35 protein-coding genes are annotated in these 24,118 nt (G+C 44.8%); 4 read left to right on the top strand and 31 right to left on the bottom strand.

What is annotated here, in order from left to right:
- Positions 1 to 14: 14 nt before the first annotated feature.
- From NE671_RS02395 to NE671_RS02420, 6 genes are all read right to left on the bottom strand, one after another.
- Positions 15 to 2,006, bottom strand: a complete 1,992-nt coding sequence (locus NE671_RS02395) for a glycoside hydrolase family 31 protein (RefSeq protein WP_022426496.1) — start codon at positions 2,004 to 2,006, stop codon at positions 15 to 17.
- 14 nt (positions 2,007 to 2,020) lie between these two features.
- On the bottom strand, positions 2,021 to 3,697 hold the full coding sequence (locus NE671_RS02400) for a glycoside hydrolase family 13 protein (protein WP_256163602.1): 1,677 nt from the start codon (positions 3,695 to 3,697) through the stop codon (positions 2,021 to 2,023).
- A gap of 219 nt (positions 3,698 to 3,916) precedes the next feature.
- Complete coding sequence (locus NE671_RS02405) at positions 3,917 to 4,924, bottom strand: LacI family DNA-binding transcriptional regulator (protein ID WP_256163603.1); 1,008 nt, start codon at positions 4,922 to 4,924, stop codon at positions 3,917 to 3,919.
- A complete protein-coding gene (locus NE671_RS02410) occupies positions 4,921 to 5,091 on the bottom strand; it encodes a hypothetical protein (RefSeq protein WP_015525206.1) in 171 nt (56 codons plus the stop codon). The genes NE671_RS02405 and NE671_RS02410 overlap by 4 nt, the downstream gene beginning before the upstream one ends.
- A gap of 159 nt (positions 5,092 to 5,250) precedes the next feature.
- Positions 5,251 to 7,341 (bottom strand): elongation factor G, encoded by a 2,091-nt coding sequence (locus tag NE671_RS02415; RefSeq protein WP_092069951.1) that lies wholly within the window; start codon positions 7,339 to 7,341, stop codon positions 5,251 to 5,253.
- A 149-nt stretch (positions 7,342 to 7,490) separates the two neighbouring features.
- Complete coding sequence (locus NE671_RS02420; RefSeq protein WP_118608048.1) at positions 7,491 to 8,213, bottom strand: phosphatase; 723 nt, start codon at positions 8,211 to 8,213, stop codon at positions 7,491 to 7,493.
- Positions 8,214 to 8,617: 404 nt separating this feature from the next.
- On the opposite strand from NE671_RS02420, the gene NE671_RS02425 reads away from it, so the two are divergent.
- The 3 genes from NE671_RS02425 to NE671_RS02435 all read left to right on the top strand — a co-directional run bounded on the left by NE671_RS02425 (position 8,618) and on the right by NE671_RS02435 (position 12,282).
- Positions 8,618 to 9,709 carry a prephenate dehydrogenase gene (locus NE671_RS02425; RefSeq protein WP_015525209.1) on the top strand — a complete coding sequence of 364 codons (1,092 nt, stop codon included), beginning with the start codon at positions 8,618 to 8,620 and terminating at the stop codon, positions 9,707 to 9,709.
- Positions 9,710 to 9,780: 71 nt separating this feature from the next.
- Positions 9,781 to 11,055: a 3-phosphoshikimate 1-carboxyvinyltransferase gene (aroA, locus tag NE671_RS02430; protein ID WP_256163605.1), complete on the top strand. Its 1,275-nt coding sequence runs from the start codon at positions 9,781 to 9,783 to the stop codon at positions 11,053 to 11,055.
- A gap of 240 nt (positions 11,056 to 11,295) precedes the next feature.
- Positions 11,296 to 12,282 carry a 2-hydroxyacid dehydrogenase gene (locus NE671_RS02435; RefSeq protein ID WP_118608049.1) on the top strand — a complete coding sequence of 329 codons (987 nt, stop codon included), beginning with the start codon at positions 11,296 to 11,298 and terminating at the stop codon, positions 12,280 to 12,282.
- An 85-nt stretch (positions 12,283 to 12,367) separates the two neighbouring features.
- On the opposite strand, the gene NE671_RS02440 is transcribed toward NE671_RS02435, so the two are convergent.
- Positions 12,368 to 12,904: a ribonuclease domain-containing protein gene (locus tag NE671_RS02440; RefSeq protein ID WP_118608050.1), complete on the bottom strand. Its 537-nt coding sequence runs from the start codon at positions 12,902 to 12,904 to the stop codon at positions 12,368 to 12,370.
- A gap of 3 nt (positions 12,905 to 12,907) precedes the next feature.
- The gene (locus NE671_RS02445; RefSeq protein WP_092069943.1) at positions 12,908 to 13,753 is read right to left on the bottom strand and encodes a deoxyribonuclease IV; all 846 of its coding nucleotides are present in this window, start codon (positions 13,751 to 13,753) and stop codon (positions 12,908 to 12,910) included.
- Positions 13,754 to 14,101: 348 nt separating this feature from the next.
- On the opposite strand from NE671_RS02445, the gene NE671_RS02450 reads away from it, so the two are divergent.
- Complete coding sequence (locus NE671_RS02450; protein WP_021652645.1) at positions 14,102 to 15,226, top strand: CapA family protein; 1,125 nt, start codon at positions 14,102 to 14,104, stop codon at positions 15,224 to 15,226.
- 230 nt (positions 15,227 to 15,456) lie between these two features.
- Here the strand turns inward: NE671_RS02450 and NE671_RS02455 are convergent, their stop codons facing one another.
- The 23 genes from NE671_RS02455 to NE671_RS02565 form a co-directional block, all read right to left on the bottom strand.
- Entirely contained in the window at positions 15,457 to 15,900 is a 444-nt protein-coding gene (locus NE671_RS02455) for a hypothetical protein (protein WP_256163607.1), read from the bottom strand.
- Positions 15,830 to 16,855 carry a ParB/RepB/Spo0J family partition protein gene (locus tag NE671_RS02460; RefSeq protein WP_256163608.1) on the bottom strand — a complete coding sequence of 342 codons (1,026 nt, stop codon included), beginning with the start codon at positions 16,853 to 16,855 and terminating at the stop codon, positions 15,830 to 15,832. The genes NE671_RS02455 and NE671_RS02460 overlap by 71 nt, the downstream gene beginning before the upstream one ends.
- The gene (locus NE671_RS02465; protein ID WP_117687970.1) at positions 16,855 to 17,148 is read right to left on the bottom strand and encodes a hypothetical protein; all 294 of its coding nucleotides are present in this window, start codon (positions 17,146 to 17,148) and stop codon (positions 16,855 to 16,857) included. The genes NE671_RS02460 and NE671_RS02465 overlap by 1 nt, the downstream gene beginning before the upstream one ends.
- 17 nt (positions 17,149 to 17,165) lie before the next feature.
- Positions 17,166 to 17,477, bottom strand: coding sequence for a hypothetical protein (locus NE671_RS02470; protein WP_117963901.1), 312 nt, complete (start codon positions 17,475 to 17,477; stop codon positions 17,166 to 17,168).
- A complete protein-coding gene (locus NE671_RS02475) occupies positions 17,455 to 17,877 on the bottom strand; it encodes a DUF551 domain-containing protein (protein ID WP_256163609.1) in 423 nt (140 codons plus the stop codon). Before NE671_RS02475 ends, NE671_RS02470 begins: the two co-directional genes overlap by 23 nt.
- On the bottom strand, positions 17,864 to 18,211 hold the full coding sequence (locus NE671_RS02480) for a hypothetical protein (protein ID WP_256163610.1): 348 nt from the start codon (positions 18,209 to 18,211) through the stop codon (positions 17,864 to 17,866). The genes NE671_RS02475 and NE671_RS02480 overlap by 14 nt, the downstream gene beginning before the upstream one ends.
- The gene (locus tag NE671_RS02485; protein ID WP_256163611.1) at positions 18,198 to 18,407 is read right to left on the bottom strand and encodes a Lar family restriction alleviation protein; all 210 of its coding nucleotides are present in this window, start codon (positions 18,405 to 18,407) and stop codon (positions 18,198 to 18,200) included. Before NE671_RS02485 ends, NE671_RS02480 begins: the two co-directional genes overlap by 14 nt.
- 18 nt (positions 18,408 to 18,425) lie before the next feature.
- Entirely contained in the window at positions 18,426 to 19,118 is a 693-nt protein-coding gene (locus NE671_RS02490) for a hypothetical protein (RefSeq protein ID WP_256163612.1), read from the bottom strand.
- Entirely contained in the window at positions 19,115 to 19,339 is a 225-nt protein-coding gene (locus NE671_RS02495) for an alanine racemase (protein WP_256163613.1), read from the bottom strand. Before NE671_RS02495 ends, NE671_RS02490 begins: the two co-directional genes overlap by 4 nt.
- On the bottom strand, positions 19,329 to 19,607 hold the full coding sequence (locus NE671_RS02500) for a hypothetical protein (protein WP_177290692.1): 279 nt from the start codon (positions 19,605 to 19,607) through the stop codon (positions 19,329 to 19,331). Before NE671_RS02500 ends, NE671_RS02495 begins: the two co-directional genes overlap by 11 nt.
- A complete protein-coding gene (locus tag NE671_RS02505) occupies positions 19,604 to 19,876 on the bottom strand; it encodes a glutathione peroxidase (RefSeq protein WP_177290691.1) in 273 nt (90 codons plus the stop codon). The genes NE671_RS02500 and NE671_RS02505 overlap by 4 nt, the downstream gene beginning before the upstream one ends.
- 89 nt (positions 19,877 to 19,965) lie before the next feature.
- Complete coding sequence (locus NE671_RS02510) at positions 19,966 to 20,601, bottom strand: hypothetical protein (protein WP_256163614.1); 636 nt, start codon at positions 20,599 to 20,601, stop codon at positions 19,966 to 19,968.
- Positions 20,602 to 20,603: 2 nt separating this feature from the next.
- A complete protein-coding gene (locus NE671_RS02515) occupies positions 20,604 to 21,041 on the bottom strand; it encodes a DUF7659 family protein (RefSeq protein WP_256163615.1) in 438 nt (145 codons plus the stop codon).
- A 1-nt stretch (position 21,042) separates the two neighbouring features.
- On the bottom strand, positions 21,043 to 21,372 hold the full coding sequence (locus tag NE671_RS02520) for a DUF4313 domain-containing protein (protein ID WP_256163616.1): 330 nt from the start codon (positions 21,370 to 21,372) through the stop codon (positions 21,043 to 21,045).
- 1 nt (position 21,373) lies between these two features.
- Positions 21,374 to 21,619, bottom strand: a complete 246-nt coding sequence (locus NE671_RS02525; RefSeq protein WP_101872221.1) for a hypothetical protein — start codon at positions 21,617 to 21,619, stop codon at positions 21,374 to 21,376.
- A complete protein-coding gene (locus NE671_RS02530; protein ID WP_158563050.1) occupies positions 21,616 to 21,792 on the bottom strand; it encodes a hypothetical protein in 177 nt (58 codons plus the stop codon). The genes NE671_RS02525 and NE671_RS02530 overlap by 4 nt, the downstream gene beginning before the upstream one ends.
- 3 nt (positions 21,793 to 21,795) lie before the next feature.
- Positions 21,796 to 22,341, bottom strand: a complete 546-nt coding sequence (locus tag NE671_RS02535; protein WP_064786071.1) for a hypothetical protein — start codon at positions 22,339 to 22,341, stop codon at positions 21,796 to 21,798.
- A gap of 2 nt (positions 22,342 to 22,343) precedes the next feature.
- Positions 22,344 to 22,514, bottom strand: coding sequence for a hypothetical protein (locus NE671_RS02540; protein WP_158563049.1), 171 nt, complete (start codon positions 22,512 to 22,514; stop codon positions 22,344 to 22,346).
- Positions 22,515 to 22,529: 15 nt separating this feature from the next.
- A complete protein-coding gene (locus NE671_RS02545) occupies positions 22,530 to 22,955 on the bottom strand; it encodes a hypothetical protein (RefSeq protein WP_101872219.1) in 426 nt (141 codons plus the stop codon).
- Positions 22,956 to 22,959: 4 nt separating this feature from the next.
- Complete coding sequence (locus NE671_RS02550; RefSeq protein WP_256163617.1) at positions 22,960 to 23,211, bottom strand: hypothetical protein; 252 nt, start codon at positions 23,209 to 23,211, stop codon at positions 22,960 to 22,962.
- A 61-nt stretch (positions 23,212 to 23,272) separates the two neighbouring features.
- Complete coding sequence (locus tag NE671_RS02555; RefSeq protein ID WP_117687958.1) at positions 23,273 to 23,557, bottom strand: hypothetical protein; 285 nt, start codon at positions 23,555 to 23,557, stop codon at positions 23,273 to 23,275.
- Between the two features lie 91 nt (positions 23,558 to 23,648).
- Positions 23,649 to 23,870: a helix-turn-helix domain-containing protein gene (locus tag NE671_RS02560; protein ID WP_227081142.1), complete on the bottom strand. Its 222-nt coding sequence runs from the start codon at positions 23,868 to 23,870 to the stop codon at positions 23,649 to 23,651.
- Positions 23,857 to 24,117, bottom strand: a complete 261-nt coding sequence (locus NE671_RS02565) for a hypothetical protein (RefSeq protein ID WP_117687957.1) — start codon at positions 24,115 to 24,117, stop codon at positions 23,857 to 23,859. Before NE671_RS02565 ends, NE671_RS02560 begins: the two co-directional genes overlap by 14 nt.
- Between the last annotated feature and the right edge of the window lies 1 nt (position 24,118).

The raw sequence follows: 24,118 nt of genomic DNA on the forward strand, positions 1-24,118 counted from the left end.
TCATTTTGCTGACTTTATTTTTTCAGAACACGGTAATTTTCTTCTCTGTCGTAATCCTTATGGACCCCATCGTCCTCATATAAGGTATACTCCGCACCTTCATATCCGAGAAGCTGCATATTTTTTGTATCCAGAGCTGCCACACATTCCGCTGCTTCTGCAACCGGAATACATTTTCCCTTCCGTATAAACAACGGAATCTCATTCAGAGCCACCTCTACATAATGAACACCCTTTTCAAGGATCTCCTCTGCAATGGTTCCATCCGGAAGGAATTTCACAAACTTCATCTCCTCCGGAAGATATACATAACGGCCTCTTGCGTTCTGTTCATAAACCGGAGCGATCATGATCTCATTTCCAAGAAGCAGCTGGTCTTCCACATGTACGGCAATCTTATCCTCCGGATAAACAAAGCCCAACGGCCGGAAATACATATCATCGTTCAGAGCCGCCTTCATATATTCACTGTAAAGATATGGAATAAGACGATATCTTACACCGATCACATGACGGAAATCTTCCACATTTTCAAACTGGTAGCATTCTTGCTCTCTGGTACCGATTGCTGTATGATCACGCATCAGCGGTGTGAATACTCCAAGTGCCAGGAAACGAAGCAGCAGTTCTCTTGTTGTATCAGCACCAAATCCACCCAGATCTGCTCCTGCATACAGGAAACCACACATATTCAGAGATGGCATCATCTTCAGGTTCAAAAGGATATGAGCCCACCAGGATTTATTATCGCCGGTCCAGATCCCACCATAACGATGCATACCAATATAGGATGATCTGGAGAACATCAGAAAACGTTTTTCCGGATCGATCCGTTCAAAAGCCTCCCCTGCTGCTCGGGTCATATTGTAGCCAAACAGGTTATGGACTTTGTCATGGCGGATCTTTCTGCCATCCACATTATGGTAAAATCTCCGATAATCTTCCGGATTGTTTGCAACATTGCGAAGTGCACTCTGCATCTTCCAGATATGGATCTTTCCTTCCGTATCTTTTGCAAATTCTCCTGCAAGCTCTTTGACCTCTTTCATTCCCTCTGTGGAATAGAAGATCGCCGGCTCATTCATATCGTTCCAGAAACCGTCGATTCCCTTCTCGATCAGGAAACGGTATTTGTCACCGAACCATTTTCTGGCATCTTTGTTCAATACATCCGGAAAATGAGTATCCCCCGGCCATACAGCAGCTACAAAATCACTGCCGTCCTCTCTCTGGCAGAAGTAGCGGTTTTTGACACCCTCCTCATAAACATCGTATCCCGGCTCTACCTTGACGCCGGCATCGATGATCGGGATCAGACGGATATCCTGATCCTTCAGTTCCTTTACGAATTCCGGAAAATCCTGAAAATTCTCTTCACTTAATGTAAAGTCCTTATAAGACTGCATATAATCAATATCCATATAGATCATATCAATAGGAATATGATTTTCACGATATCCAGCTGCAACCTTCCGGAAATCCTCTTTTGTAGTATAGCCCCATCTGCTCTGGCCAAATCCAAAGGCAAATTTCGGCGGGATATAGCTTCTTCCGATCACATGACGGAACTGCTTTACAATATCATAGGGACTCTCCCCTTCGATCACATAAAGCTTCAGGTCTGCATTTTCGCAGGTTACCTTCATGGTATCCATTCTGGTATAGCCAATGTCAAAGGTGATCGCTGCCGGATAGTCAAAAAACATTCCAAAGGTTTCTTTTCCGGACACAATGATAAGATTATGTGCACCGTACAGGGAATGTTTATCCTCTGTATGCTCCGGATCATCGGTACAGTTACTGGTGTAAATGAATCCTCTCTTGTTGATACCGCGGTTGGATTCTCCCAATCCGTAGACGATATCCTCTTCATCCATGATATAAGTAAAAGAAAATCCATCTTCTGCACAGATTTCTCCATATCCTGGCTTTCCTTCTGCTGTCTCAATGTTTTCTGTCAGTGCCTCAGTCTCAAAGGGCTCTCCATATACATATTTTTTTATCATTTTTCCCTCTCCTGTTACAGATTTCTGTAAAGAACAAATGCCTCATAAGGTTTCAGGACCACTTTCTTTCCAAAATCCTTTCTTCCAAGATTTGTGATCAGACATTCTGCATTTTTCTGAAATTCTTCCGGAATTTCCATTTCTGCCACATGCTCACTGAAATTGCAGACTGTGAGAAGCTTCTCTCCCTCAAGGGTTCTGGTATATGCAAAAATCTGATCATGATCTCTGTAAAGTGCCTCAAAAACACCGTAAACGATCACCGGCTTTTCTTTTCTTAAACGGATCAGCTTCTGATAATAATGGAAAATAGAATTCGGATCTGAAAGCTGCTGCTTCGCATTGATCTCCTTATAATTAGAGTTTACCCTGATCCACGGCGTTCCCTCCGTAAAGCCGGCCTGATGAGAATCCTCCCACTGCATTGGTGTTCTGGCATTGTCACGTCCTCTCAGCATCAGGCACTTCATCATATATTCCGGTGTATAAATACCTGCTTCTGTATATTCATGGAAATACTGAATACTCTCGATATCACGATAATCCTTAAGCTCTGTAAAATAAGCATTGGTCATTCCAAGCTCTTCTCCCTGATAAACATAAGGAGTTCCCTGCATCATATGAAGACAGGTTGCCAGCATCTTGGCTGAAGTTTCCCTGTATGCCGGATTATCATTTCCAAATCTGGAAACACTTCTTGGCTGGTCATGATTTCCAAAAAACAGACTGTTCCATGCTTTTCCCGCAAGCTCTTCCTGCCATTTGATCATAACCTTTTTAAATTCCTGGAAATCGTATTTCTCGGTAGTCCATTTACCATGGTCTGATCCCTGATCCTCTACATGCTCAAACTGAAACACCATGTTCAGCTCATTCCTGTCCTCACCTGCATATTTCTGTGCCTCTTCGATAGTCACACCGGAGGTTTCTCCAACTGTCATCACATCGTATCGGGATAAAACCTCTCTGTTCATTTCCTGAAGAAACTCATGGATCCTCGGGCCATGGACGCAGTAAGGACCAAAATCACCGTATAATCCTCCATTCATTTCTCCATCCGGATATGACTGATCCTTGGAGATCATGCTGATCACGTCCATTCGGAAACCGTCGATTCCTTTTTCACACCAGAAATTCATCATATCGTAAACTTCCTGACGAACCTTTTCATTTTCCCAGTTCAGATCCGGCTGTTTTCTTGAAAACAGGTGAAGATAATACATCTCTGTCTGAGGATCATACTCCCATGCAGGTCCTCCGAACGCACTTCCCCAGTTATTCGGTTCTTTTCCATTCACCGGCTCTCTCCAGATATAGTAATCCCTGTAAGGATTATCTTTGGATTTCCTGCTTTCAATAAACCAGTTGTGTTCATCGGAAGTATGGTTTACGACCAGATCCATGAGGATCTTAATGCCCCGTTTATGCGCTTCTTCAAGAAGCTTTTCATAATCCTCCATGGTTCCATATTCTTTATAGATCCTGCGGTAATCGGAAATATCATAGCCATTGTCATCCTGCGGAGATTCCAGCATGGGTGAGATCCAGAGAACATTTACTCCCAGTTCTTTCAGATAGTCTAGTTTTTCTATGATCCCGGGAATATCACCAATTCCGTCTCCGTTGCTGTCCTTAAAACTTCTCGGGTAGATCTGATATACCACGCTTTCTTTCCACCAGTTTTTTTTCATGGTAAATTGCCTCCTTTTTCTGTTGATTCTGAAATCAGCATATCCTATCCCACCTTTAAAATCAATAAGTTTCTCGTGAAACTTAAATTACTTCCAAACTTTTCTGTTTTTTTTATGCAGTTTTAACAATAAAGCACTACTGGCCTCTAAAAATAATTTCCAACCGTATTTCGATGATGTGCCAGGAAAAGTCATCACAACATAAAAAAAGAGATCCTGCTACTCTTTTACAGAATCTCTCTTTACAAGCCAGACAGGGCTTTTTACATTTTTTTCGGCAGGTTCCTTTCCCTCTGCCATAAGAAGCAGCTTCCGCAAGGCCAGAACTGCTTTCTGATGAACATCCTGATGAATGGTGGTCAGCTTTGGCCTGACGATCTGCGCATAAAAATTATCATCAAAACCGGTAATGGAAATCTGATCCGGAATCCGGATTCCCCTGTCTGTAAAAAAATTGATGGCCTCCACAGCTATGTAATCCGAAGAAAATGCCAGTGCCTTTGTCTCCAGAAAATGAGGCAGCAGCTCTTCATATTTTTTCAGTCTGCGCCGGGGTTCCTGGGGAACCACCACATAGCGGGAGCGGCTGCAGAAGCCGCCATTTTTTTCCATAGCCTGTTTAAATCCAAGCCATCTGGCATAATCACTGTCCTGCTCTGTTTCCGCAACAAAAAGTGCCCGGTGGTATCCACAGGAATGCAGATATTCCCCGATCTGATATCCGCCGGAATAATCATCCACTCCTACATTCTGAAAGCTATATCCACCCTTCGGATAGGCATCGATCAATACCATTTTTTTATTCAGCTTTCTGGAAAGCTGATGATACTGTTCTTCATTATACCCTATAATGATAAGACCCTCTACATTCCAACGGGATGCCATATCTACCACATTATCGATCCGTTCACCGCCAATGAGCATAATATAATAGCCTCTGTTTTCTGCTTCGACCTGCAGCGTTCCGGTGATCTCTCCCACAAAAGAATCCTGCAGAGACTGCATACCATGAATGAAGGAAAAACCAAGAACCACTCCAATGATCCTTGAGCCGTGTCCAGATAGCATCACAGATCCCATGTGGGGAACATAATTCTGCTCCTTCAGGATCGCCGTGATCCGGTCAATGGTGCTCTGTGAAACCCGTTTTGTATTTCCATTGATCACATTGGATACGGTTGTACGACTGACACCTGCCATATCCGCGATATCCTGCAGCCTTATCATTTCATTGAATACTGCATCAGCTCATAATGAAGCTCACAGCCCTCATAGATTTCTGCCGGAAGTAATGCTCTGGCAACTACTTTCAGTTCCTCCTCCGGCTGGTCCACACGCTTCAAATGTGCATAATCTCCGTCAATCTGTTCCACGATATAATCACATACTAACATTTTTTGTCCTCTCTCTTTTCTTTTTTGCTCATACTTCAATAACCTGTATGAGCACAATTCGTTTCTCTGACTGCTTATTCACGAATGCATCTAAAAACAGGCTACAGCAAATGCTGCAGCCTGTCAACTCTTTATTCTGCCCTCAAAAAATATCTCTGTTTATTCGTCAGCGCCGTCGACCTTACTTGCACGTGCTGCGATTTCTTTCTCCTGGATATCACTCGGAGCCTGCTCATAGCGTGCAAACTCATAGGAGAAATCTCCGCTTCCACCGGTCATGGAACGAAGTACTGTGGAATAACCATAAATCTCAAGCAGCGGAACATCTGCCTCAATAATGGTATTTCCTTCGTGATCCGGATTCATTCCAAGAACACGGCCACGTCTCTTGTTCAGATCACCCATAACATCACCGGTATATTTATCCGGAACGGTAACCTTCATGGAGATGATCGGCTCAAGAAGTACAGGAGAAGCCTCCATAAAGCCCTTCTTGAAGGCAAGGATCGTTGCCATCTTAAATGCCATCTCAGAAGAATCTACCGGATGATAAGATCCATCATAAAGGGTTGCTTTCACACCAACTACCGGATATGCAGCCAGAGGGCCTTTCAGAACGCATTCCTGAAGACCTTTTTCAACTGCAGGGAAGTAATTCTTCGGAACTGCACCACCTACAACTACCTGCTCAAATACATAAGGTGTTTCCAGATCGCCGGATGGCTCAAAGCGCATCTTAACATGACCATACTGTCCGTGTCCGCCGGACTGTTTCTTATGTTTGCCTTCTACATCTGACTTCTTGCGAAGTGTCTCACGGAACGGAACCTTCGGTTTGGAAAGTTCCACATCTACTTTATAGCGTTCTTTCAGCTTGCTGACAACGATATCCAGATGCTGATCGCCCATACCATAGATCAGGCTCTGGCGGTTAGCACTGTCATTGACAACCTTAAGAGTTCTGTCCTCTGTCATCATCTTGGCAAGGGACTGTGCGATCTTATCCTCATCGCCCTTCTTCACTGCCTTAAATCTCTTATATGTATATGGTGTGGAAAGTACAGCCTTCGGATAAAGGATCGGATTCGCCTTGGTTGCAAGGCTGTCACCGGTCTGTACACTGCCAAGCTTGGCAATGGCACCGATATCCCCTGCAAAAAGCTCCGGAACTTCGATCGGTTTGGAACCTTCCATGACATAAAGCTTGTTTACACGCTCCTCTGTTCCTTTCTCTACATTAAGAAGTGTATCATCGGATTTCAGCACACCGGAGCATACCTTGATCAGAGAATATTTACCAAGGAACGGATCCGCGATGGTCTTAAATACATAGGCCGATTTTGCCTTGGCAAAGTCATAATTGGCCTCAAAGATCTCGTTAGTCTTCTGTGCGATACCATTGCAGGAACGTCCGCTTGGGCTTGGGAAGTAACCGCAGATATCATCCAGAAGGTTAGATACACCGCGAAGGTTCACCGGTGATCCCATGCATACCGGAACAATACTTCCATCCTGTACATTGGTTGCAATAGCGGCGGAAACCTCTGCTACGGAGAAGGTATCTCCCTCAAAATAACGATCCATAAATTCTTCGCTGGTCTCTGCAACAGACTCCATCAGAGTTTCATGGTATTTCTCCAGGTATTCGGTCAGGTAATCAGGAACCGGGCATTCTTCCTTGCCGGCCTTGTCAATGTATCTTCTTCCAGCCTGTTTCACAACATTGACATATCCTACGAACTTGCCGTCCTCACGGATCGGAAAATGAAGGGGAGCGATTCTCTTGCCATACAGCTCTGTCAGCTCTTCCACAACCTCACGATAGCTGACATCATCCACATCCATATCTGTAACAAAGATCATACGCGGAAGTTTATATTTCTCGCAGAGATTCCATGCCTTCTGTGTTCCTACCTGAACACCGGCCTTACCGGAAACAACGATGATCGCTGCATCTGCGGCACTGACTGCTTCCTCTACTTCTCCCACAAAATCGAAATATCCAGGTGTATCCAGCACATTTACTTTCATCTTATCCCATGGTACCGGAATCAAAGAAGTTGTGATGGAAAAATGTCTCTTTATTTCTTCCTTGTCATAATCGCTGACAGTATTGCCATCCTCAACACGTCCGAGTCTGCTGGTCATACCTGCCAGATAAGCCATTGCCTCAGCCAGTGTTGTTTTGCCTGCGCCACCATGACCTAATAGGACTACATTTCTGATTCGGTCTGTTCTGAAAACGTCCATATGTAATACCTCCCTGTTTGTCTTACTTAATATGTTCACATTTTACTAAATTTCCATGCAAATTTCAAGTATTTTATTCAATTTTGACAACTTTTTTTCAGAAAGTTTTTCGTATTACCGTCAATTAATACAGAACAGTCGTCTATCTTTCAGAATTTCCGGTTTACATACTTTTTCACGGCATCCACAGAACGGTTCAGTACCAGCTCTTCCGGAAAATCCAGTTTGGTCAGAAGGTCTCTGGCAAGATCAAATTCCCCGATCAGAAGATCAAAATGGGCATCACTGTCCATAACCACAGGTACCCGATATTTTTTGCAGTATTCCAGCATGATGGTATCATTCTCTACTGCATTCTCACGGTTACAGTCAGGGTCCATGGAGTGGTTGTTCAGCTCCAGGACTTTACCGTATTCTCTGGCTCCCTGTACAAGCGCCTCATAATCGATATTGTATCTTCCGTCATCCGGATGTCCGATGATATTGACACACGGATTCTTCATAGCATTAAGATAGGCCTCCGTATTCTCCTGTCTGCTGCCTGGTCTGATGCATGGAACATGAAGACTTGCAATGACCACGTCCAGCTTCTCCAGGGTTTTCTGCTCAAGATCTACCGTTCCCGCCGCATCCAGGATATTTACCTCCGAACCCAGAAGCAGCTGGATCCCGTACATTTCACGGGGTACTACCTTTATATTCTGGAAATAAAACTTATGACAGGTTCCGGGCATTTTCGGTGCATGCTCTGTGATTCCCAGGAGTTCAAGACCTTTATCGGAAGCAGCCCTGGCCATCTCGCGAAGTGTGCAGTATGCATGTCCGCTGGCTACGGTATGTGTGTGAAGATCCATAACTGACTGATATTTCATGATAAATTCTCCTCTGTATCTTATATTGTTTTTTTCTTATTATATTATACGTCCGAAATCTCCGATTTCTCAAGCCTTTTTCTATTGTTACTGTTCACTCCGTTCTCAGCAACACGCTTCGCGATGCACAGAATTTATGCTGATCGCATAAATTCGCGCGGTATGTCTCGGGTTTTCCGTGACCTTCGCTCACAAAAAACACCTCGCGGAATATTACCAATGAACAGTAACTTTCTATTACTCTTCCCTGTTCGCAAAACATTACGGTAAACAGCTACAAAAATGGCCTTCCTGTTTCCGCTAACATTTGTTGACATTTTTCACACTTTCTTTTACAATATAGTCGTGATTTACACTATTAAAGAATAAAAGTAAAAAGTAACTTGAAAGGACTCTGAAGTACTATGAAAACCATAGGTTTTATCGGCCTTGGACTGATCGGCGGCTCCATTGCCAGAACCATACGAAAATTTCACCCGGATTATCGCCTGCTTGCCTTTGACAAAGACAGAAGTGCTCTGGCAGAGGCAGTCAGTTTAAACGTGATCAACGGGATCTGTGATATTGACGATGAGCAGTTATATAACTGTGATTATCTTTTTCTCTGTGCACCTGTAGAATTTAATGTGGAATACATGGAAAAGATCAAAGATTCTCTTGGAAAGAACTGTATCCTCACAGATGTAGGCAGTGTAAAAAGCGTTATACACGAAAAAGTAACCGAGCTCGGACTTGAAGGACGCTTCATCGGCGGTCATCCTATGGCAGGCTCCGAACGCAGCGGTTTTTCCAATTCCAGTGATCATCTTCTGGAAAATGCTTATTATATCATCACTCCGGGAGGAGAAGTTGCTTTGGAAAAGATTTCTGATTTCACAGAACTGATCTCCTCTCTTGGTGCGATCCCCCTTGTTATCACTGCAGAAGAACATGATTTCATCACGGCAGGAGTCAGCCACCTTCCTCATATCGTAGCTTCCGCTCTTGTAAATCTTGTAAATCTTCTGGATAACGACGCCCAGTATATGAAAATGATCGCAGCCGGCGGTTTCCGTGATATCACACGTATTGCCTCTTCTTCACCGGTTATGTGGGAACAGATCTGTCTGGAAAATCAGAAAAACATTTCCACGGTTCTGGATGAATTTATCCGTATGCTGATCCAGATCCGCTGTTCCATTGACAACAAAGAAGCCGACAACATCTTTGACATGTTTGCAAGCTCCAAGGATTACCGTGACTCCATTGACATTGTAGACAACAGCCTGATCCCCCGCTCCTATGTCCTTTATATCGATGTGGCAGATGAGGCCGGTGCCATTGCAACCATTGCAACCATCCTTGCAACAGAAAAGGTCAGCATCAAAAATATCGGTATTATCCACAACCGAGAATTTGAAGATGGCGTTCTGAAAATCGAATTTTATACAGACGCAGCTCTGGAGCAGGCTAAAGTGCTTCTTACAAAACGTAATTACAAGATCTGCGAACGCTGATATATAAACGGCAGCAGATATCCGATCTGCTGCTATGAATTTTAAAAATAACAATACAGGCAGGTACTAATATGGAAATCAAAAAAGCAAAAAAATTATCCGGCTCTCTTGCCATTCCCGGAGATAAATCCATTTCTCACAGAGCTGTCATGTTCGGCTCTCTTGCAGAAGGCACTACCCGGATCACAAATTTTCTGGAGGGTGCAGACTGTCTCTCCACTATTTCCTGTTTCCGGAAAATGGGTATTAACATTGAAAATACAGAAGGAGAGATCCTGGTCCACGGAAAAGGTCTCCATGGTCTCAGTGCTCCGTCAGAGACTCTTGACGTCGGTAACAGCGGTACTACCACCCGCCTCATCTCCGGAATCCTTGCAGGACAGGACTTTGTATCAGAGCTTACCGGCGATGCTTCCATCCAGAAACGCCCTATGAAACGGATCATGACTCCGCTTTCCCAAATGGGTGCCGATATCGTAAGTCTCAACGGAAACGGATGTGCACCGCTTAAGATCTCCGGAAAAAAGCTCCATGCCATCCACTACAATTCTCCTGTAGCATCTGCCCAGGTAAAATCCTGCGTACTTCTTGCCGGAATGTACGCTGACGGCATTACCCGTGTAACAGAGCCGGTCCTTTCCAGAAATCACACGGAGATCATGCTGAATTACTTTGGCGCCAATGTAACCGCAGAGGGAACAACAGCATCCATCAAACCGGACCCATCTCTTTACGGACGTGAGATCCTGGTTCCGGGAGATATCTCTTCTGCAGCTTATTTTATCGCAGCAGGTCTTCTTGTTCCCAACAGTGAGATCCTTCTGAAAAATGTGGGGATCAATCCGACCCGTGACGGCATCCTCCGTGTATGCAGGGCCATGGGAGCAGATATCACACTTCTTAATGAAACCACAGAGGGCGAACCTACTGCCGATCTTCTGATCCGCTCCTCTGCGCTTCACGGGACCACAATAGAGGGCGCGATCATTCCTACTCTGATCGATGAACTTCCGATGATCGCCGTTATGGCAGCTTTTGCAGAAGGAACCACTGTTATCCGGGATGCACAGGAGCTTCGTGTCAAAGAGTCCGACCGCATCCAGGTTATGACGGAAAATCTTCGGAAAATGGGCGCAGAGATCCAGGAAACCGAAGATGGCATGATCATTCATGGTGGAAAAGCCCTTCATGGCGCAGAGATCGATTCTCATCTGGATCACCGTGTAGCCATGTCTTTTGCAGTAGCAGGACTGCTTTGTGAGGGAACACTTTCCATCAAAAACGGAGAATGTGTCAACATCTCCTATCCGGAATTCTATTCCGATCTTTATAGTCTGGCAGAATAATTATCTTATATCCAGACAGAGAGCATTTTCATGTATCACAACATCTGTTCCATCAGATGACAGTGCATAAAATGCTCTCTTTTTTTGTATTTCGTATATTTTTTATTTATTATGGATATCATAATTCCAAAATGAAACCATTTTTTTGATAAATTTTATCATTTTTCCCACTTTCCAAATTCCTACTATTATGGTATTATTTTTTCGGAAAATAATTATTTCCAGAGAGGAGCAACGATTATGAAAATTTTGTTTTATGACACCAAGAGCTACGATAGGGAATTTTTTGAGAAGCTGCTTCCATCTTATCCAGGCATTGAAATTAAATTCATTGAAGCAAATATCCATGAAGAAACCGCAGCTCTTGCCCACGGCTACGATGCCATCTGTGCATTTGTAAATGCAGATCTCGGCGCACCGGTCATTGAAGAACTTCACCGCCAGGGTGTAAAACTGATCCTGATGCGCTGTGCCGGATACAATAATGTTGATCTGGAAACTACAGCAAAATGCGGGATCCAGGTGGCACGTGTTCCCGGTTATTCTCCGGAAGCAGTTGCCGAACACGCCATGGCACTGGCTCTTACCGCCAACCGGCACACCCACAAGGCATATATCAAATGCCGTGAAAATAACTTTGCACTGAACGGTCTCATGGGCGTTAACTTTTATCAGAAAACTGCCGGCATCATCGGCACCGGAAAAATCGGTCAGGCAATGGCAAAAATCTGTCGCGGCTTTGGCATGAAGGTAATTGCTTATGATCTTTTCCCTAATAAAAATCTTGACTTTCTGGAGTATGTTTCACTGGATGAACTTCTTTCCACCAGTGATCTGATCAGTCTGCACTGTCCGATGACTCCGGAAACAGAGCATCTGATCAACTCCGAAACGATTGCAAAAATGAAAGATGGTGTGATCCTTGTAAATACCTCCAGAGGTGGACTGATCAAAACAGATGATCTGATCGCAGGTATCCGTGATCACAAATTCTTCGCCGTTGGTCTGGATGTTTACGAAGAAGAATCCGCATATGTATATGAAGACATGTCAAGCAGCATTCTTCCTACTTCCACGATCCAGCGTCTTCTGTCCTTCCCAAATGTGACCATGACCTCACATCAGGGATTCTTTACGGTAGAAGCACTGACCAATATTGCGGAGACAACCCTGGAAAACGCAAAAGCTTTTATGGTTGGAGCTGAAATGAAAAATCTGGTCCACTGATCGGTCTCAGCCCTGACACACAAAATAAGCCCCTCGGATACTGATCGTTTATCTGTATCCGGGGGCTTATTTTGTTCTTTTGATTTTAATAGATCTCGTCAAAAGACTGTCCGTCATCGTCTGTGTAATAAATGCGCTTTGCATCCTGAGTGAAGATCAGCTTCTGTTTCCCTGCATCATCGAGGCTGCACTGCTGATAGGTGACGCCCTCCTCTACCGGAAGCATACTGTCTGCATTATCATAGTCTGCAGCAGTAAGATTGGAGGGTACATGGCCATACTCATAAATGTACTGGGCCACTTCATCTTTATCTGTATAGGTGCCATTTTCATCCAGTTTCTTTTCGCTCTGCGAGTCTGCTGCATCCGATGAATCGGACCCATCTGTATCTCCTGCTCCTGCAGCATTTTCAGAATCCTGCAGCTGCTCCAGGTCGCTTTCATCAGCTACTGCCATCTCATCGTCACCATTCTGGTCCATGGCCTCCACTTCATCCTCACTCAAAGGTTCCAGGTCATCCTGAAAAGCGGATTCATCATATTTTTCCTTATCTTTGCATCCTCCCAGCATCATCGCTGCCACCCCAGCAAGCACCAGGATAAAATATCTGAACTTTTTCATGGATCAATCTCCTTTCATGGAATATCGTTCTCGTAAAAGTGCAATTTCTCTTTTCCATCCTTCATCATCATTTGGTGTCTCCAGAATAAAGGGAATTCCCTCAAGAGCCGGATGGCACACCACATTCACAAGTGCATCCAGGCCGATCTGACCTTCGCCGATCTTTGCATGACGATCCTTATGACTGCCCAGTCCGTTTATACTGTCGTTAAGATGAACAGCCTTCAATCTGGAAAGGCCGATCACCCGGTCAAACTCATCAAGAACACCATCCAGATCATGGACAATATCATAACCGCCATCCCATACATGACAGGTATCCAGGCAGACACCCAGTTTATTATTTTTTTCCACCCTGTCAATGATATCACGAAGCTCCTGAAACGTTGCTCCTACTTCCGAACCCTTGCCGGACATAGTTTCCAGAAGGACGGTCGTACTCTGTTCTTCTGTAAGGACATCATTGAGGATTTCCGCAATTTTGGTAATTCCCGTCTCAGTTCCCTGCCCTACATGACTGCCCGGGTGAAAATTATAATAATTTCCCGGTGTATATTCCATACGTTTCAGATCATCTGCCATGATCTCTCTTGCAAAATCTCTCAGATTTTCTTTTGCGGCACAGGCATTCATGGTATACGGTGCATGTGCCACCAGCTTTCCAAAATGATTTTCCCTGGAAAGCTCCAGAAATCTTTCCACATCTGCAGGATCGATCTCTTTTGCCTTGCCTCCTCTGGGATTGCGGGTAAAAAAAGCAAACGTGTTTCCACCGTTTTTCAGCATCTGACGCCCCATGGCAGCATAGCCTTTGGACGAACTTGTATGATTTCCGATATATAATATCATATCAGCACCATCTCCCTGTAGTTTATATTTCTGCCTTTTGGCCTAATTATTATATCAAAAACTTCTTTTTCTGAAAAGTCCGCGATTCTTTCTTTACAATACTTACCATTCTTTCTATAATAAAGATATCTTTACATACGAAGGAGAAAAAGAATGGCAAACGACAATCAAAGGCGGCCGCCTCATGGCCATGATCCAGAGCAGGCACGCAGAGAAGCCGCCAGAGCACGGGAAGCACGGCGGAAGCATTCTGGTTCTGCATCCCGTAATTCCCGTTCACATTCCACCGGGACTCGCAGGAATGACATCAGCAAAAAATCCAGATATTACCAGGTACGCCGTCAGAAAATGTTTCTTGCAGCTGGCGGGATCCTGATCATACTTGTTCTTGTGATCATTTTTTCCGCACGTGCATGCATTTCTTCCCGGAAAGCTGCAGAAGCCGCCGCTTTGCAAAAGGCCCAGGAAGAGGAGGCCGCAAAAAAGGCAAAAGAAGAAGCTGCTGCTGTGAAAGATCCCGTTTCACTGACGCTCAGCGTAGTCGGGGACTGCACGTTGGGTACCGATGAGACCTTTGATTATGACACAAGTCTGAACGCATGCTACGATAACAACGGCAAAGATTATTTCTTTAAGAATGTAAAAAGCATCTTTGAGGCAGATGACCTGACGATCGCCAATTTTGAAGGAACTCTCACTGATTCCGATGCCAGAGAAGATAAAACCTTTGCATTTAAAGCACCCGCCGAATATGCTCAGATACTCACCAGCGGTTCCGTTGAAGCCGTAAACACTGCAAACAATCACAGCCACGATTACGGAGAGCAGAGCTACACGGATACTCTGACTGCTCTGGATAATGCAGGCATTACACACTTCGGTTATGATGATACTGCAGTTATGGACATCAAGGGAATCAAAGTTGGTCTTGTCGGAATTTATGAGCTGAAGGATCATCTTGGGCGCGAACAGCAGCTGAAAGATAATATCGCAAAGGTCAAAGCAGATGGAGCAGAGCTTATAGTTGTGATCTTCCACTGGGGCAATGAGACCGAAACAGTTCCTGATACCAATCAGATGACCCTTGGCCGTCTTGCTATCGATGAAGGTGCAGATCTGGTATGTGGCCATCATCCGCATGTACTCCAGGGAATCGAAACCTATAAAGGAAAAAACATCGTCTACAGTCTTGGCAATTTCTGTTTTGGAGGAAACAGTTCTCCAAGTGATATGGACACCATGATCTTCCAGCAGACCTTCACTGTCACCTCAGAAGGCGTACAGGCTGATAACGTGACCAATATCATTCCCTGTTCTATTTCTTCCGCAGATGGCTACAACAATTATCAGCCAACTCCTGCATCCGGAGATGAGGCATCCAGGATCAAATCCAAGATAGAGGAATGCAGTGCTGCGATTCCTGCCGCGGATTCTTCATCCGCTACATCGGAAGGCTCTGACAGTGAAGAATAAATAGCATAACAAAAAATAATATCCCAACAGATCCTGTAATAATGCATGTTTCCATGCTGCGATCCGTTGGGATATTATTTATATAAAAAGTAATTTTAAATCTTATTCGATCATCATGGCATCCCCCATGTAGAGGGCGTGCCTTCATTTCACTACTTATGTACCGCTACTTTGTAGCTTCTTCTTCCTATTATAATAACCGACTTTGCGCCAGTTGGCAAGTCAGTAGTTTACTTTTCTTCCGCAGGTGCAAATAACTCACTTGTTCCGTCCAGAACTTGCTTCTCCTCATCCATCTCAAAGAACCACCCAAACAGTTCGAGGGCTTCATACCCTTTCAGCAGTTTATCCGCCTTTTCTTTGGCGTAGCGTCCGCTATAATCATAGGTTTCTCCTACAGTAATCATCGACCCATGCAGAAACACAAGCATTTGATGTGTGATGCTCAATCCTTTGAATGTCTCATTTGCCTGCTTTCTCTCTTCTTCACTGTACTTCCACTCATCGCCCTCCAAGAAAAAGCCTCTCGCAACCGAACCGTACAGACCATAACCAATCAGCACCAGGGCATCCCAGATTTTTTCTCTCGCTGCATTTTCGTCTTTAAGAGCCGGGATTTTTCCAGAGATAATTCCAGCAATAAATTCCTTCCTTCTGGTGGCACTTCCCTTCAAAATCTCTTTTATTTCCTTCGACTTTCTTTCCTGCTCTTTCTTCGCCAGTTCTTCTTTTGTCGGCTTCTTTTTTTTCCTTCGGAGCTTTCGTAACGATTCTCAAATCTCGCCACATCTCATACCAGTACATCTGCCCTTTCTGCTCTGGCAGATTGATTTCATCCGGAACATCGTCTGCTAAGTTGAACTCAATCACTGTTTTCCATTTCCCATTGTACATCTGCTGCGAATACTGCTCCGGTGCTTTCTCTACTCCCATCTTTTTCAGCTTCGCTTTGAGCTTCTTTGCATTCTCTTTCTTCTTGGCATTTGTAATCTCATTCTGAACCCGGCTCACAATATCTCTGGAACTGCTGGCCTTATCCAGAATCTCATTTCGCATCTCTACATCCTTGATTTTCTCCAGTTCGTACAGGTCTTTCAATGTGAGCTGAAAAGCATCGTCCTGCTGCTTCTCTTTCAATTTCTCCTGGTCCAGCTTCGCAATATTCAGCCTATGCCGGACGGTTGATTTACTGAATCCGGTCTTTTCTGCAATCTGGTCTTCCGTATCTCCCAAATCGAGCATCATCTGGAATCCCTGGGCCTGCTCCTGGATGGTAAGGTCTTCACGTTGAATATTCTCCAACAGCATGATACCTACCTGCTCTTTACGGGAAATCTTGCTTCTAATCTGGCATGGAACTTCTACCAGGCCTGCTAATTTTGCCGCCTCCAGTCTTCTATGGCCTATCAGTGCATGGAAATCACTGATTACTGAAACCTTGTCAGCGTCCGGCTGGTCTTCCGGGTCTGCTGTCAGCGCACTCGCCGGAATAACCGTCAGATTCTGCATAACTCCATGCTTCTTCATTGATTCCGCCAGCTCCGTCACATCTCCGAGGTCTTTTCTCGGATTATCCGGATGCGGATATATATTCTCTACTCTGATTTTTACAACTTCACTGCTCTCCATTACTTTTCCTCCTTTTTCTTTTCAAATTTCAGACCCAACTTTTTCCCATCTTCCAGAATCCGCTGCATCTCTGCCTCATACTCTCCAGCACTCCGCACCGGTGCAAACGTCATTCTAGTGCCGCTCTTTGTTGGTTTTCCCATTTTCTGCAGTACCGCACCTTTTGTCTGGAGTTCATCCAGTCTGATGCTGATGACTGCAATCTGATAGAATCTCTCTTTCTCATCGAACAGCTTTTTTGTCATCCCCGGAAACATCGTCTGATATTTCATGATTGTGATCTTGTGTTCCATCATCGCCCTCCTTCACATTACTCCGCCGGGAACTCATACACGATGTTCTTCTTGTACATTGCCGGTCTTGTTGCCTGGGCCGCAGTGTCGAAGAACTCAACCGTATAACATTCATTTTCATATGCTCCGCAGAAATCTTTCAGCACCTGCAAGCACCGTTCCTTTGTCTGATACTCTGCAATCTCTTCCAGACAACCGTCAGATATGCAGATTGTGTGTCTGACAGTTTCCTTCTTTCCCTTGTGGTCTACCTGTTCTGAATACTCCAGGGCGTTAAAGGCTCTTCCGAACCACAGCACTTTCTCTTTATTCTGGCTTACAATCAGCATCTTCCTCTTCCTCCTCCGGCGGTTCAATCATCGGCATCCAGTAAAGAACCTTCTCGTACCCAAGCTCGTCCATGGTCGAGAACTCAGAATCAACAAACCCAAGTGTCACTGGGTCGTATATATCGTTCCAAAAACCGAATCCATATTCTTCTTCATACTGGCAGTACATCGGCGGGTCTTCCAGATGGTTTTCTACCAAGCACATGTAAAATCTGCTATCGCCATCTTCCGGCAGGCTATCTTCTACAGCTATCCACAAAGGAACCGCCGGCTGCTCTTCAATCTCCATGAGAACGGAGACCGCTATATCGTCAATATTCACCATTCTATCTGCGTTTGGGTCAGGGTTCAGCCATTTTGCCACTTTTTCAGTCAACAAATCCGCATCAATCAGTCTCATCTTCCGCCTCCTGCTCCCAGAACTCATTTACAACTTCCTGGACTACCGCATATTCCAGATCGCCGTTATTCTCCAACATTCTATCTTCTAACTTCTCAGAAATAGAAATGAACACCTGCTCCGGAAGTTCGTCTACACTCTCTCCTGCCGCAGCACACACATCTTTTCCCCACTGTACTTTTTCAGACTTTTTTCTTTTCTCGTATTCATGTTCTGCATACGCATCCGCAAGGTCCAGAACCGCATTCAGTTTATTGTTATCCGGCTCATCCCGGAACATATCTTCCAACTCTCTCATAAGCTCTTCTCTATCCATTTTCTCACACCCTTTCATTCCATTTTTCTCTTGCCTCTTTCTGTGCAAGCTCCTTGTGTCCGTTCCAGTCCTTCACTGATACATGAGGTCCGAGACTTCCACACTTCGAGCAACAAATTCTATATCCGTTGTTACCCATCCTGCGGATTCCCACTCTTCTATCTCCGCAGCCGCAGAACGGGCATGGTTTTAGCTTTACTAACTTATTCTCCATGATTCCTCCTATCTGCCCTTAATTTTCTCCGGCACATCTTCTTGAACTGCCACATCCCTGCAGAACCGCTCCGAACAACTGAAATCCGTAAATGAACCCCTGCATTTCTGACTCTATCGCCACATCGTATACCGCAGATGTTATCGCCGTATCAGCTTTCGCCCCAGGAACCTGTGCCTCCATAACCGCTCTCAGCCGTTCGTAGGCCTGCGTCAGTTCTGGAATCTCCCGGTTTTCTCCCTTCGGGCCGGTAATAAACTGATTGAACAACTCCCGGACATCCTTATATCCACTCTCTGCATCCTCCACCAGTTTCTGGCCGCTTACCCGGCAGCGAAGCTCTTTTTCCATTTTCTCAATGCCGGTCTTCTTTTTTCCGTAGCATCTATCTCTTTTCATTCTCGTCAGATAGAGTTTGCAGGCTTTCTCGGTCAGTTCCCACATCGGGTACTCCTGGTGTCTTGCCTTGAACTGTGCCATTTTGAACTCTGTCTGCTCCATCGGTTCCAGTTCCACGATAAACTGTGCGATTCTGCGATATGTAACCGAATGGTATTCCTGGAACATGTCTGCCACCTCCCGGCTTGTCATGATGGTTTTTCCAACCTCCACTGGTTTCTTCTCTTCCTCACATACATCCACCACTGCCATCTGTGAGATGATCTTCTTTACATCATCCATCAATTCTACAATCTGTTCGCTTCTCTTCATAATCTGCCAGCTCCTTTCTTCAAAGCACATAACGTACAGCACGCTCCGTCAAGTTTGCTGTGATAAATCGCTCCTGCATCCTCCGGTCTTTTCCAGCAAAACGCTCCGCATACCGGGCAACGCACTTTTTTCCATCCTTCTTTTCCTACTGGCACATTGGCCACCAACGGCATACACAGCCAACCGCCTCTGTCCGATTCTTTTCTCGGTTCAATCTTCATACGCTTCTCCGCCTCTCTCATCCAATAATTTTTTCAACTCTTTTACAACCGGATGCCAGCTTCTGGTTCCTCTCACTCTCCGGTACACATCTGCCAAAACTGCATCGCCACCAGGAACAAAGGCTTCCATTCTGGCCTGGGTCATTCTCATATCGTGGAACCCATCCGTAAATCTAAGTTCATCTCTGTCTTCGTATAAAACAACTCTCTTTGCTCCCAGACGGCCCCAGGCTTTGACATTTACTGTCCGCTCCGTTCTTTTCATCACACATCTCTCTCCTTTGCAAATCTGCTGTTGAGGCTTTCCATGATTGCCTCCAGTCTCTTCGCTCCGATTCCCGGTGTCTCGCTGATTGCTTTCTGCACTTCCGTAATGTCAATCCCAGGAACCGACCGTCTGCCCTCCTCATACGCTGTCTGGTACAGATTCTTGCAGAAGTTCTCAAACTGCTGCCGGTCCATCTTCTTCACTCTTTTATAATCTTCTCTCCGGAGCATATAGCCTGCTCCGGATTTCATATTTCTTGACTTATTCATGATCTCTGCCTCCCTACTTCGCCAGCTTCTTCATTGCCTTAAAAAATTTCTTCATGCTCTTCATAAACTTTTTCATGCTCCACACCTCCTTAAGCGAACGGGATTTTGCTCTCGAACCAGCCGCCATGTTTCTCAATAATCTGCTCCACCAATGTTACCGGAACATATCCATATACTGTTTCTGTCGGGGTTTCCAGGTCTTCTGCATACGGCATCAGTAATTCTTCTCTCTGATTCGGAAATCCAACCTCACACGTTTCATACTCTCCGCTCTCCAGATTCGTTCTCGGCGTACAATACAGTGAATCTCCAGCCTGCACACTCATCTTGAATCCATCCTTGCAAAAGATGTGAGGTCTCGGAATCTGTACTATACCTGCCATCAGCTTATATGTCTTCTGGAAGAAATCTTTCAATCCGTCATATTTAACGTAGCGTTCTGCATCCGTCAATCCATTCGGAAAACAATGTCCCTTGTACTCCCACATGCCTCCTCCGGCTCTTACGAACGTAGCATATGTTCCGCAGATCTGCATCGTTTCCGGATTAACTGCATGACTATGCGGCTCTCCTACCTGGAAATACCCTTTCTTCATCGTCCGAGGTGGCAGAATATCCAGAAAGTAGTCCGCCACACCTTCATCTACCAACTCTCCCGGCTTGCAGTATGTGTCCCAGTCACCGCAACCGCTCTTATGCCAACCATCAATCGTTTTCAGTTCCATCTTTAGCACCCCTCTCTCTTTCTAATCTCCGCAGACGCTTTATCCAGTGCCTTTAACAATCTTGGAGATGCTGCAACCTCTTCCCAGGTCAGCCCCAAGCTATCCAAAGTATCTTCAAAATCTCCAGTATATCCGTACTCGTGATTATCCAGTTCGTACTTGAACATCTGGTAAAGAAATCCTGTTCCATCTTCATCGGCCACCTTTGCCGCCTCCATCTCAGCGTTGTGCCGGTCCAGTACCTCATGGAAACGCTTGTGATCTTTCTTCTGGATGAATCCACCGCCCGGAATCCGATAAATCTTATCCAGGTCTTTCTCCGGGTCAAGTCCCCATTTTCCCATCATTTCATCAAACTGCTTATCTGAGAACGCAAACCCCAACGGCAGCTCATTGAACTCTTTCTGCTGTCTGTCTCTTAACTCTCTATAGCTCTCCATCTTAACTTTCCTCCTCAAACTCTGCCATCTTGCTTCTGTCAAATTTCATTGCCGGATATTCGCAGTAACCGCTTCTCCGAGTACGCCCGGTTCTCTCCGCAAATCCGTTTTCTTCCAGAAGAGCCACCGCCCAAGGGCAATTATTGGTGTCAACATACGCCTCATCTTCTGACAACGAATGATCGCACAGGCAGGTGGTTACTCTCGCAATAGGTCCATCCCATCTGTTATAAATTTCAACAGCAACGCTATTGTCTTCCACATACTTACCGACTCTTAACTTACAGTCCTTATACTCTGAATACTCTGTCTTAACATTCAAACTTGCCATATCAGTTCTCCTCTCTTCCCATTTCCTGGGATAACTGTTTTCTGATTTCCAACTCCGGTGCATCTTCTCTTTTTAATCTGCTCAGACACATTCCACTGTCATGTACCGTAAAATGAATATAACCTTCTGCACTCAATGTAATGCTTACCAGCTTTTCTGCCGTTCCATGCTGGCCTGCAATCTCCGTCAGCTTATCCAGTACCGGCATTACTTCCCTGCTCAGTTCCGCAAACTCTGCCTGTTTCACTTCATTTCCTCCTTTGCTCTGGCGAACATATCAAAATCCTCGCACATATCGCATTCACTGCTGCTTAAAATATTCTGGCAAACCTGGCATTTCGGGTTTAACCGTCTGTAATAATCCGGATGATTATTTTTCAAATCCTCAATCGTGAACAGTGCCACTTTCATATCCTGCATGCATTATTCCTCATGCTTTCCCAGAACCTCATCTGCTTTTCTTAACAGTGCAAGACATCTATCATTCTCCTTTTTAAGCTCTTCTTTCTTCCGCTCCCTTTCTTTGTAAAACTCCTCATTTTTCAGCTCTTCTTCCCACCCATTGATGAACTGCCGTACTTCTCGGACATTATTAAATCCGCACTCATCCTCGTAATCATTTCTGGCAGTGAAGATAATGTACTTGTTGTCTCTGCGTTCATCATCGATAGCAACTCCAAAATACAACTCATCCCTCTTCTCTTCGTCAAGCGGCTCGAATCTTACATCATCATAGAGCGGACCGACCATCGGGCAGTTATTCTTGAACCATACTCTGTAGTTATCCAAGATGTAATTGCTCGTAACCCCTTTCAAGATGCTCCAGATTTTCGCCAACCGGCCTGCCAGTGCTTTGTCACTGCAAAACCAGTCATACCAACCGGCCTCAATCTGGGTATTTCTGTCTTTTGCAAGGAAATCTCCCTTGCGGTATCTCTCACAAAACTCTCTCAGCGTCATGTCCGCCATCTCTATTCTTCCTCGTAATCTTTGTAATCAATATCTGCATACTCACAGATACCTTCATAGCTCGTGCCGTTCTCATACATATTTTTCAATGATGCTCCAAATATTGTGCCATCCCACTGTCTGATTTTGCTTTCAATCTCTTCATTCAGCCGGGCATTGCTTCTGTCTGCCATACTCTCACTCCTCTCCTACATTTCCAGATGCTCAATTTTAATGGCTTCGTCTACTGCATCTGCTCCGTATCTTTTTTTCAGATAAGAAACTGCCACATCCCACTCATGCGGATCGTTGACCGTCTCAAATAATTTCTTAGCCTCTGTAATGCACTGTTCCACTACCAGGTCTCCTTTCGCAACTCTGATGATTCGCTTTCTCAGCTCCTCCACCTGTCTCTGTGCCTGTGCCATTGCCCGGTCAAGCGTCTCTGCATAGTTCGCAGCCTCCATCATATTCTTGATGATTGGCATTCCAAAGGACTTATACAACTCTGCTATCTGTTCCTTACCCTCTACCTCGCTGATGGACGGATGCCATGTATACACATGCTCCACGATGGAATAATCTTTCTGGCTTATTTCAGCCCCAATTCTCTTTTCAAATTCCTGCTTTGTCATACCTCTATGCCTCCACCTTCCTGTAATCTTCCAGGATGCTCAACAGCGTCCCTTTTCCAATTCTGAACTTCTGCTTGTGTCCGCATCTGGTCCCCATATAATTGACAACCGTTCTTTCTGGAAACTCATGCTTTATGTACTGGATTATGTAATAATGACCATCTCCATGATGAACAACGTCTATGTATTTGTGCTCATTCCGGATGTTCTGGTATGTAGCCTTTTCAGTTCTGTTTGCTCTTGATCTCTTTGCCATATGTTTCGCTCCTTTGAATTATTACTTCGATTTTGCGAACCTTGCAGGTAAAAAAATAAGCCTACTTCCAACAAAGCTCTCTTACTTTGTCTGCTCGGCTACCAAATCCATACTTTTCAAGCATCTCCAAATCTGCTTTCACTGCTTCATCTTCCAGCGTGCATCCACAATCACTCAAAGAATACAGCTCATCTACGATTTCATCAGCAATGCTTTCTTCTCCAGCTTCCAGGGCTTTTTCAATGAACACCCACAGCATCTTCTGTGCTGCATCCCATTCCGGATAACCAAATTCATTTTTATCTCTTTCACTTAACAGGCTTCTGTATATTACTAATGCGTTCATCTTGACTACCTCCGTTTGTATCGTGTATTTGTTTTGTTATTTTGTAACTTTATTATACTTCGATAACTCGAACGTGTCAAGTGTTTTACTTCTATTTTTCAATTATTTTTACCAGGGCGATTTCATATCCCAACGCACTTACGATTTTCTCCAACGTGTCACAGCGAATACCGTATTTGCTTCTGGAAATAATCTGGTTCGCATACTGTCTGCTCACCCCGATTTTCTTTGCCAGGTCCACTGGTCGCAACTCCTCAACTTCCAGAACCTTTTTTATCAGCTCGTTGCAGTCAGTTCCTCTAATTTCTTCCATCCTCTACCTCTCTTTCAATCCAATCAGCAACTATCATTCCGCAGTTATCAGCTATCTGATACAGAATCTCCGTATCATCCCAGGTGTAATTGTTCAGAAAATCTGCCAGGCTCTCCCACCCCATTCTCTTCACAATCCGCTTCGCATCGTTCTTTTTAATCTCGAACCAGGTCAAGTGTTCATCCTTAAATCTGACGTCCCGGCATCTGTCCTGTACATAGGTTTCAAGAATCAGTCTTCCAAACATT

Source organism: Blautia sp. DFI.9.10, from assembly GCF_024461705.1.
GTDB lineage: Bacteria > Bacillota > Clostridia > Lachnospirales > Lachnospiraceae > Blautia_A > Blautia_A fusiformis.

Bases quoted from the DNA above. Each gene is read 5' to 3' on its own strand.
- NE671_RS02395 (WP_022426496.1), bottom strand. From the start codon at position 2,006: ATGATAAAAAAATATGTATATGGAGAGCCCTTTGAGACTGAGGCACTG.
- NE671_RS02400 (WP_256163602.1), bottom strand. From the start codon at position 3,697: ATGAAAAAAAACTGGTGGAAAGAAAGCGTGGTATATCAGATCTACCCG.
- NE671_RS02405 (WP_256163603.1), bottom strand. From the start codon at position 4,924: ATGATAAGGCTGCAGGATATCGCGGATATGGCAGGTGTCAGTCGTACA.
- NE671_RS02410 (WP_015525206.1), bottom strand. From the start codon at position 5,091: ATGTTAGTATGTGATTATATCGTGGAACAGATTGACGGAGATTATGCA.
- NE671_RS02415 (WP_092069951.1), bottom strand. From the start codon at position 7,341: ATGGACGTTTTCAGAACAGACCGAATCAGAAATGTAGTCCTATTAGGT.
- NE671_RS02420 (WP_118608048.1), bottom strand. From the start codon at position 8,213: ATGAAATATCAGTCAGTTATGGATCTTCACACACATACCGTAGCCAGC.
- NE671_RS02425 (WP_015525209.1), top strand. From the start codon at position 8,618: ATGAAAACCATAGGTTTTATCGGCCTTGGACTGATCGGCGGCTCCATT.
- aroA (WP_256163605.1), top strand. From the start codon at position 9,781: ATGGAAATCAAAAAAGCAAAAAAATTATCCGGCTCTCTTGCCATTCCC.
- NE671_RS02435 (WP_118608049.1), top strand. From the start codon at position 11,296: ATGAAAATTTTGTTTTATGACACCAAGAGCTACGATAGGGAATTTTTT.
- NE671_RS02440 (WP_118608050.1), bottom strand. From the start codon at position 12,904: ATGAAAAAGTTCAGATATTTTATCCTGGTGCTTGCTGGGGTGGCAGCG.
- NE671_RS02445 (WP_092069943.1), bottom strand. From the start codon at position 13,753: ATGATATTATATATCGGAAATCATACAAGTTCGTCCAAAGGCTATGCT.
- NE671_RS02450 (WP_021652645.1), top strand. From the start codon at position 14,102: ATGTTTCTTGCAGCTGGCGGGATCCTGATCATACTTGTTCTTGTGATC.
- NE671_RS02460 (WP_256163608.1), bottom strand. From the start codon at position 16,855: ATGGAGAGCAGTGAAGTTGTAAAAATCAGAGTAGAGAATATATATCCG.
- NE671_RS02465 (WP_117687970.1), bottom strand. From the start codon at position 17,148: ATGGAACACAAGATCACAATCATGAAATATCAGACGATGTTTCCGGGG.
- NE671_RS02470 (WP_117963901.1), bottom strand. From the start codon at position 17,477: ATGCTGATTGTAAGCCAGAATAAAGAGAAAGTGCTGTGGTTCGGAAGA.
- NE671_RS02475 (WP_256163609.1), bottom strand. From the start codon at position 17,877: ATGAGACTGATTGATGCGGATTTGTTGACTGAAAAAGTGGCAAAATGG.
- NE671_RS02480 (WP_256163610.1), bottom strand. From the start codon at position 18,211: ATGAAAGGGTGTGAGAAAATGGATAGAGAAGAGCTTATGAGAGAGTTG.
- NE671_RS02485 (WP_256163611.1), bottom strand. From the start codon at position 18,407: ATGGAGAATAAGTTAGTAAAGCTAAAACCATGCCCGTTCTGCGGCTGC.
- NE671_RS02490 (WP_256163612.1), bottom strand. From the start codon at position 19,118: ATGAAGAGAAGCGAACAGATTGTAGAATTGATGGATGATGTAAAGAAG.
- NE671_RS02495 (WP_256163613.1), bottom strand. From the start codon at position 19,339: ATGAAGATTGAACCGAGAAAAGAATCGGACAGAGGCGGTTGGCTGTGT.
- NE671_RS02505 (WP_177290691.1), bottom strand. From the start codon at position 19,876: ATGAATAAGTCAAGAAATATGAAATCCGGAGCAGGCTATATGCTCCGG.
- NE671_RS02510 (WP_256163614.1), bottom strand. From the start codon at position 20,601: ATGGAACTGAAAACGATTGATGGTTGGCATAAGAGCGGTTGCGGTGAC.
- NE671_RS02515 (WP_256163615.1), bottom strand. From the start codon at position 21,041: ATGGAGAGCTATAGAGAGTTAAGAGACAGACAGCAGAAAGAGTTCAAT.
- NE671_RS02520 (WP_256163616.1), bottom strand. From the start codon at position 21,372: ATGGCAAGTTTGAATGTTAAGACAGAGTATTCAGAGTATAAGGACTGT.
- NE671_RS02530 (WP_158563050.1), bottom strand. From the start codon at position 21,792: ATGCAGGATATGAAAGTGGCACTGTTCACGATTGAGGATTTGAAAAAT.
- NE671_RS02535 (WP_064786071.1), bottom strand. From the start codon at position 22,341: ATGGCGGACATGACGCTGAGAGAGTTTTGTGAGAGATACCGCAAGGGA.
- NE671_RS02540 (WP_158563049.1), bottom strand. From the start codon at position 22,514: ATGGCAGACAGAAGCAATGCCCGGCTGAATGAAGAGATTGAAAGCAAA.
- NE671_RS02545 (WP_101872219.1), bottom strand. From the start codon at position 22,955: ATGACAAAGCAGGAATTTGAAAAGAGAATTGGGGCTGAAATAAGCCAG.
- NE671_RS02550 (WP_256163617.1), bottom strand. From the start codon at position 23,211: ATGGCAAAGAGATCAAGAGCAAACAGAACTGAAAAGGCTACATACCAG.
- NE671_RS02555 (WP_117687958.1), bottom strand. From the start codon at position 23,557: ATGAACGCATTAGTAATATACAGAAGCCTGTTAAGTGAAAGAGATAAA.
- NE671_RS02560 (WP_227081142.1), bottom strand. From the start codon at position 23,870: ATGGAAGAAATTAGAGGAACTGACTGCAACGAGCTGATAAAAAAGGTT.
- NE671_RS02565 (WP_117687957.1), bottom strand. From the start codon at position 24,117: ATGTTTGGAAGACTGATTCTTGAAACCTATGTACAGGACAGATGCCGG.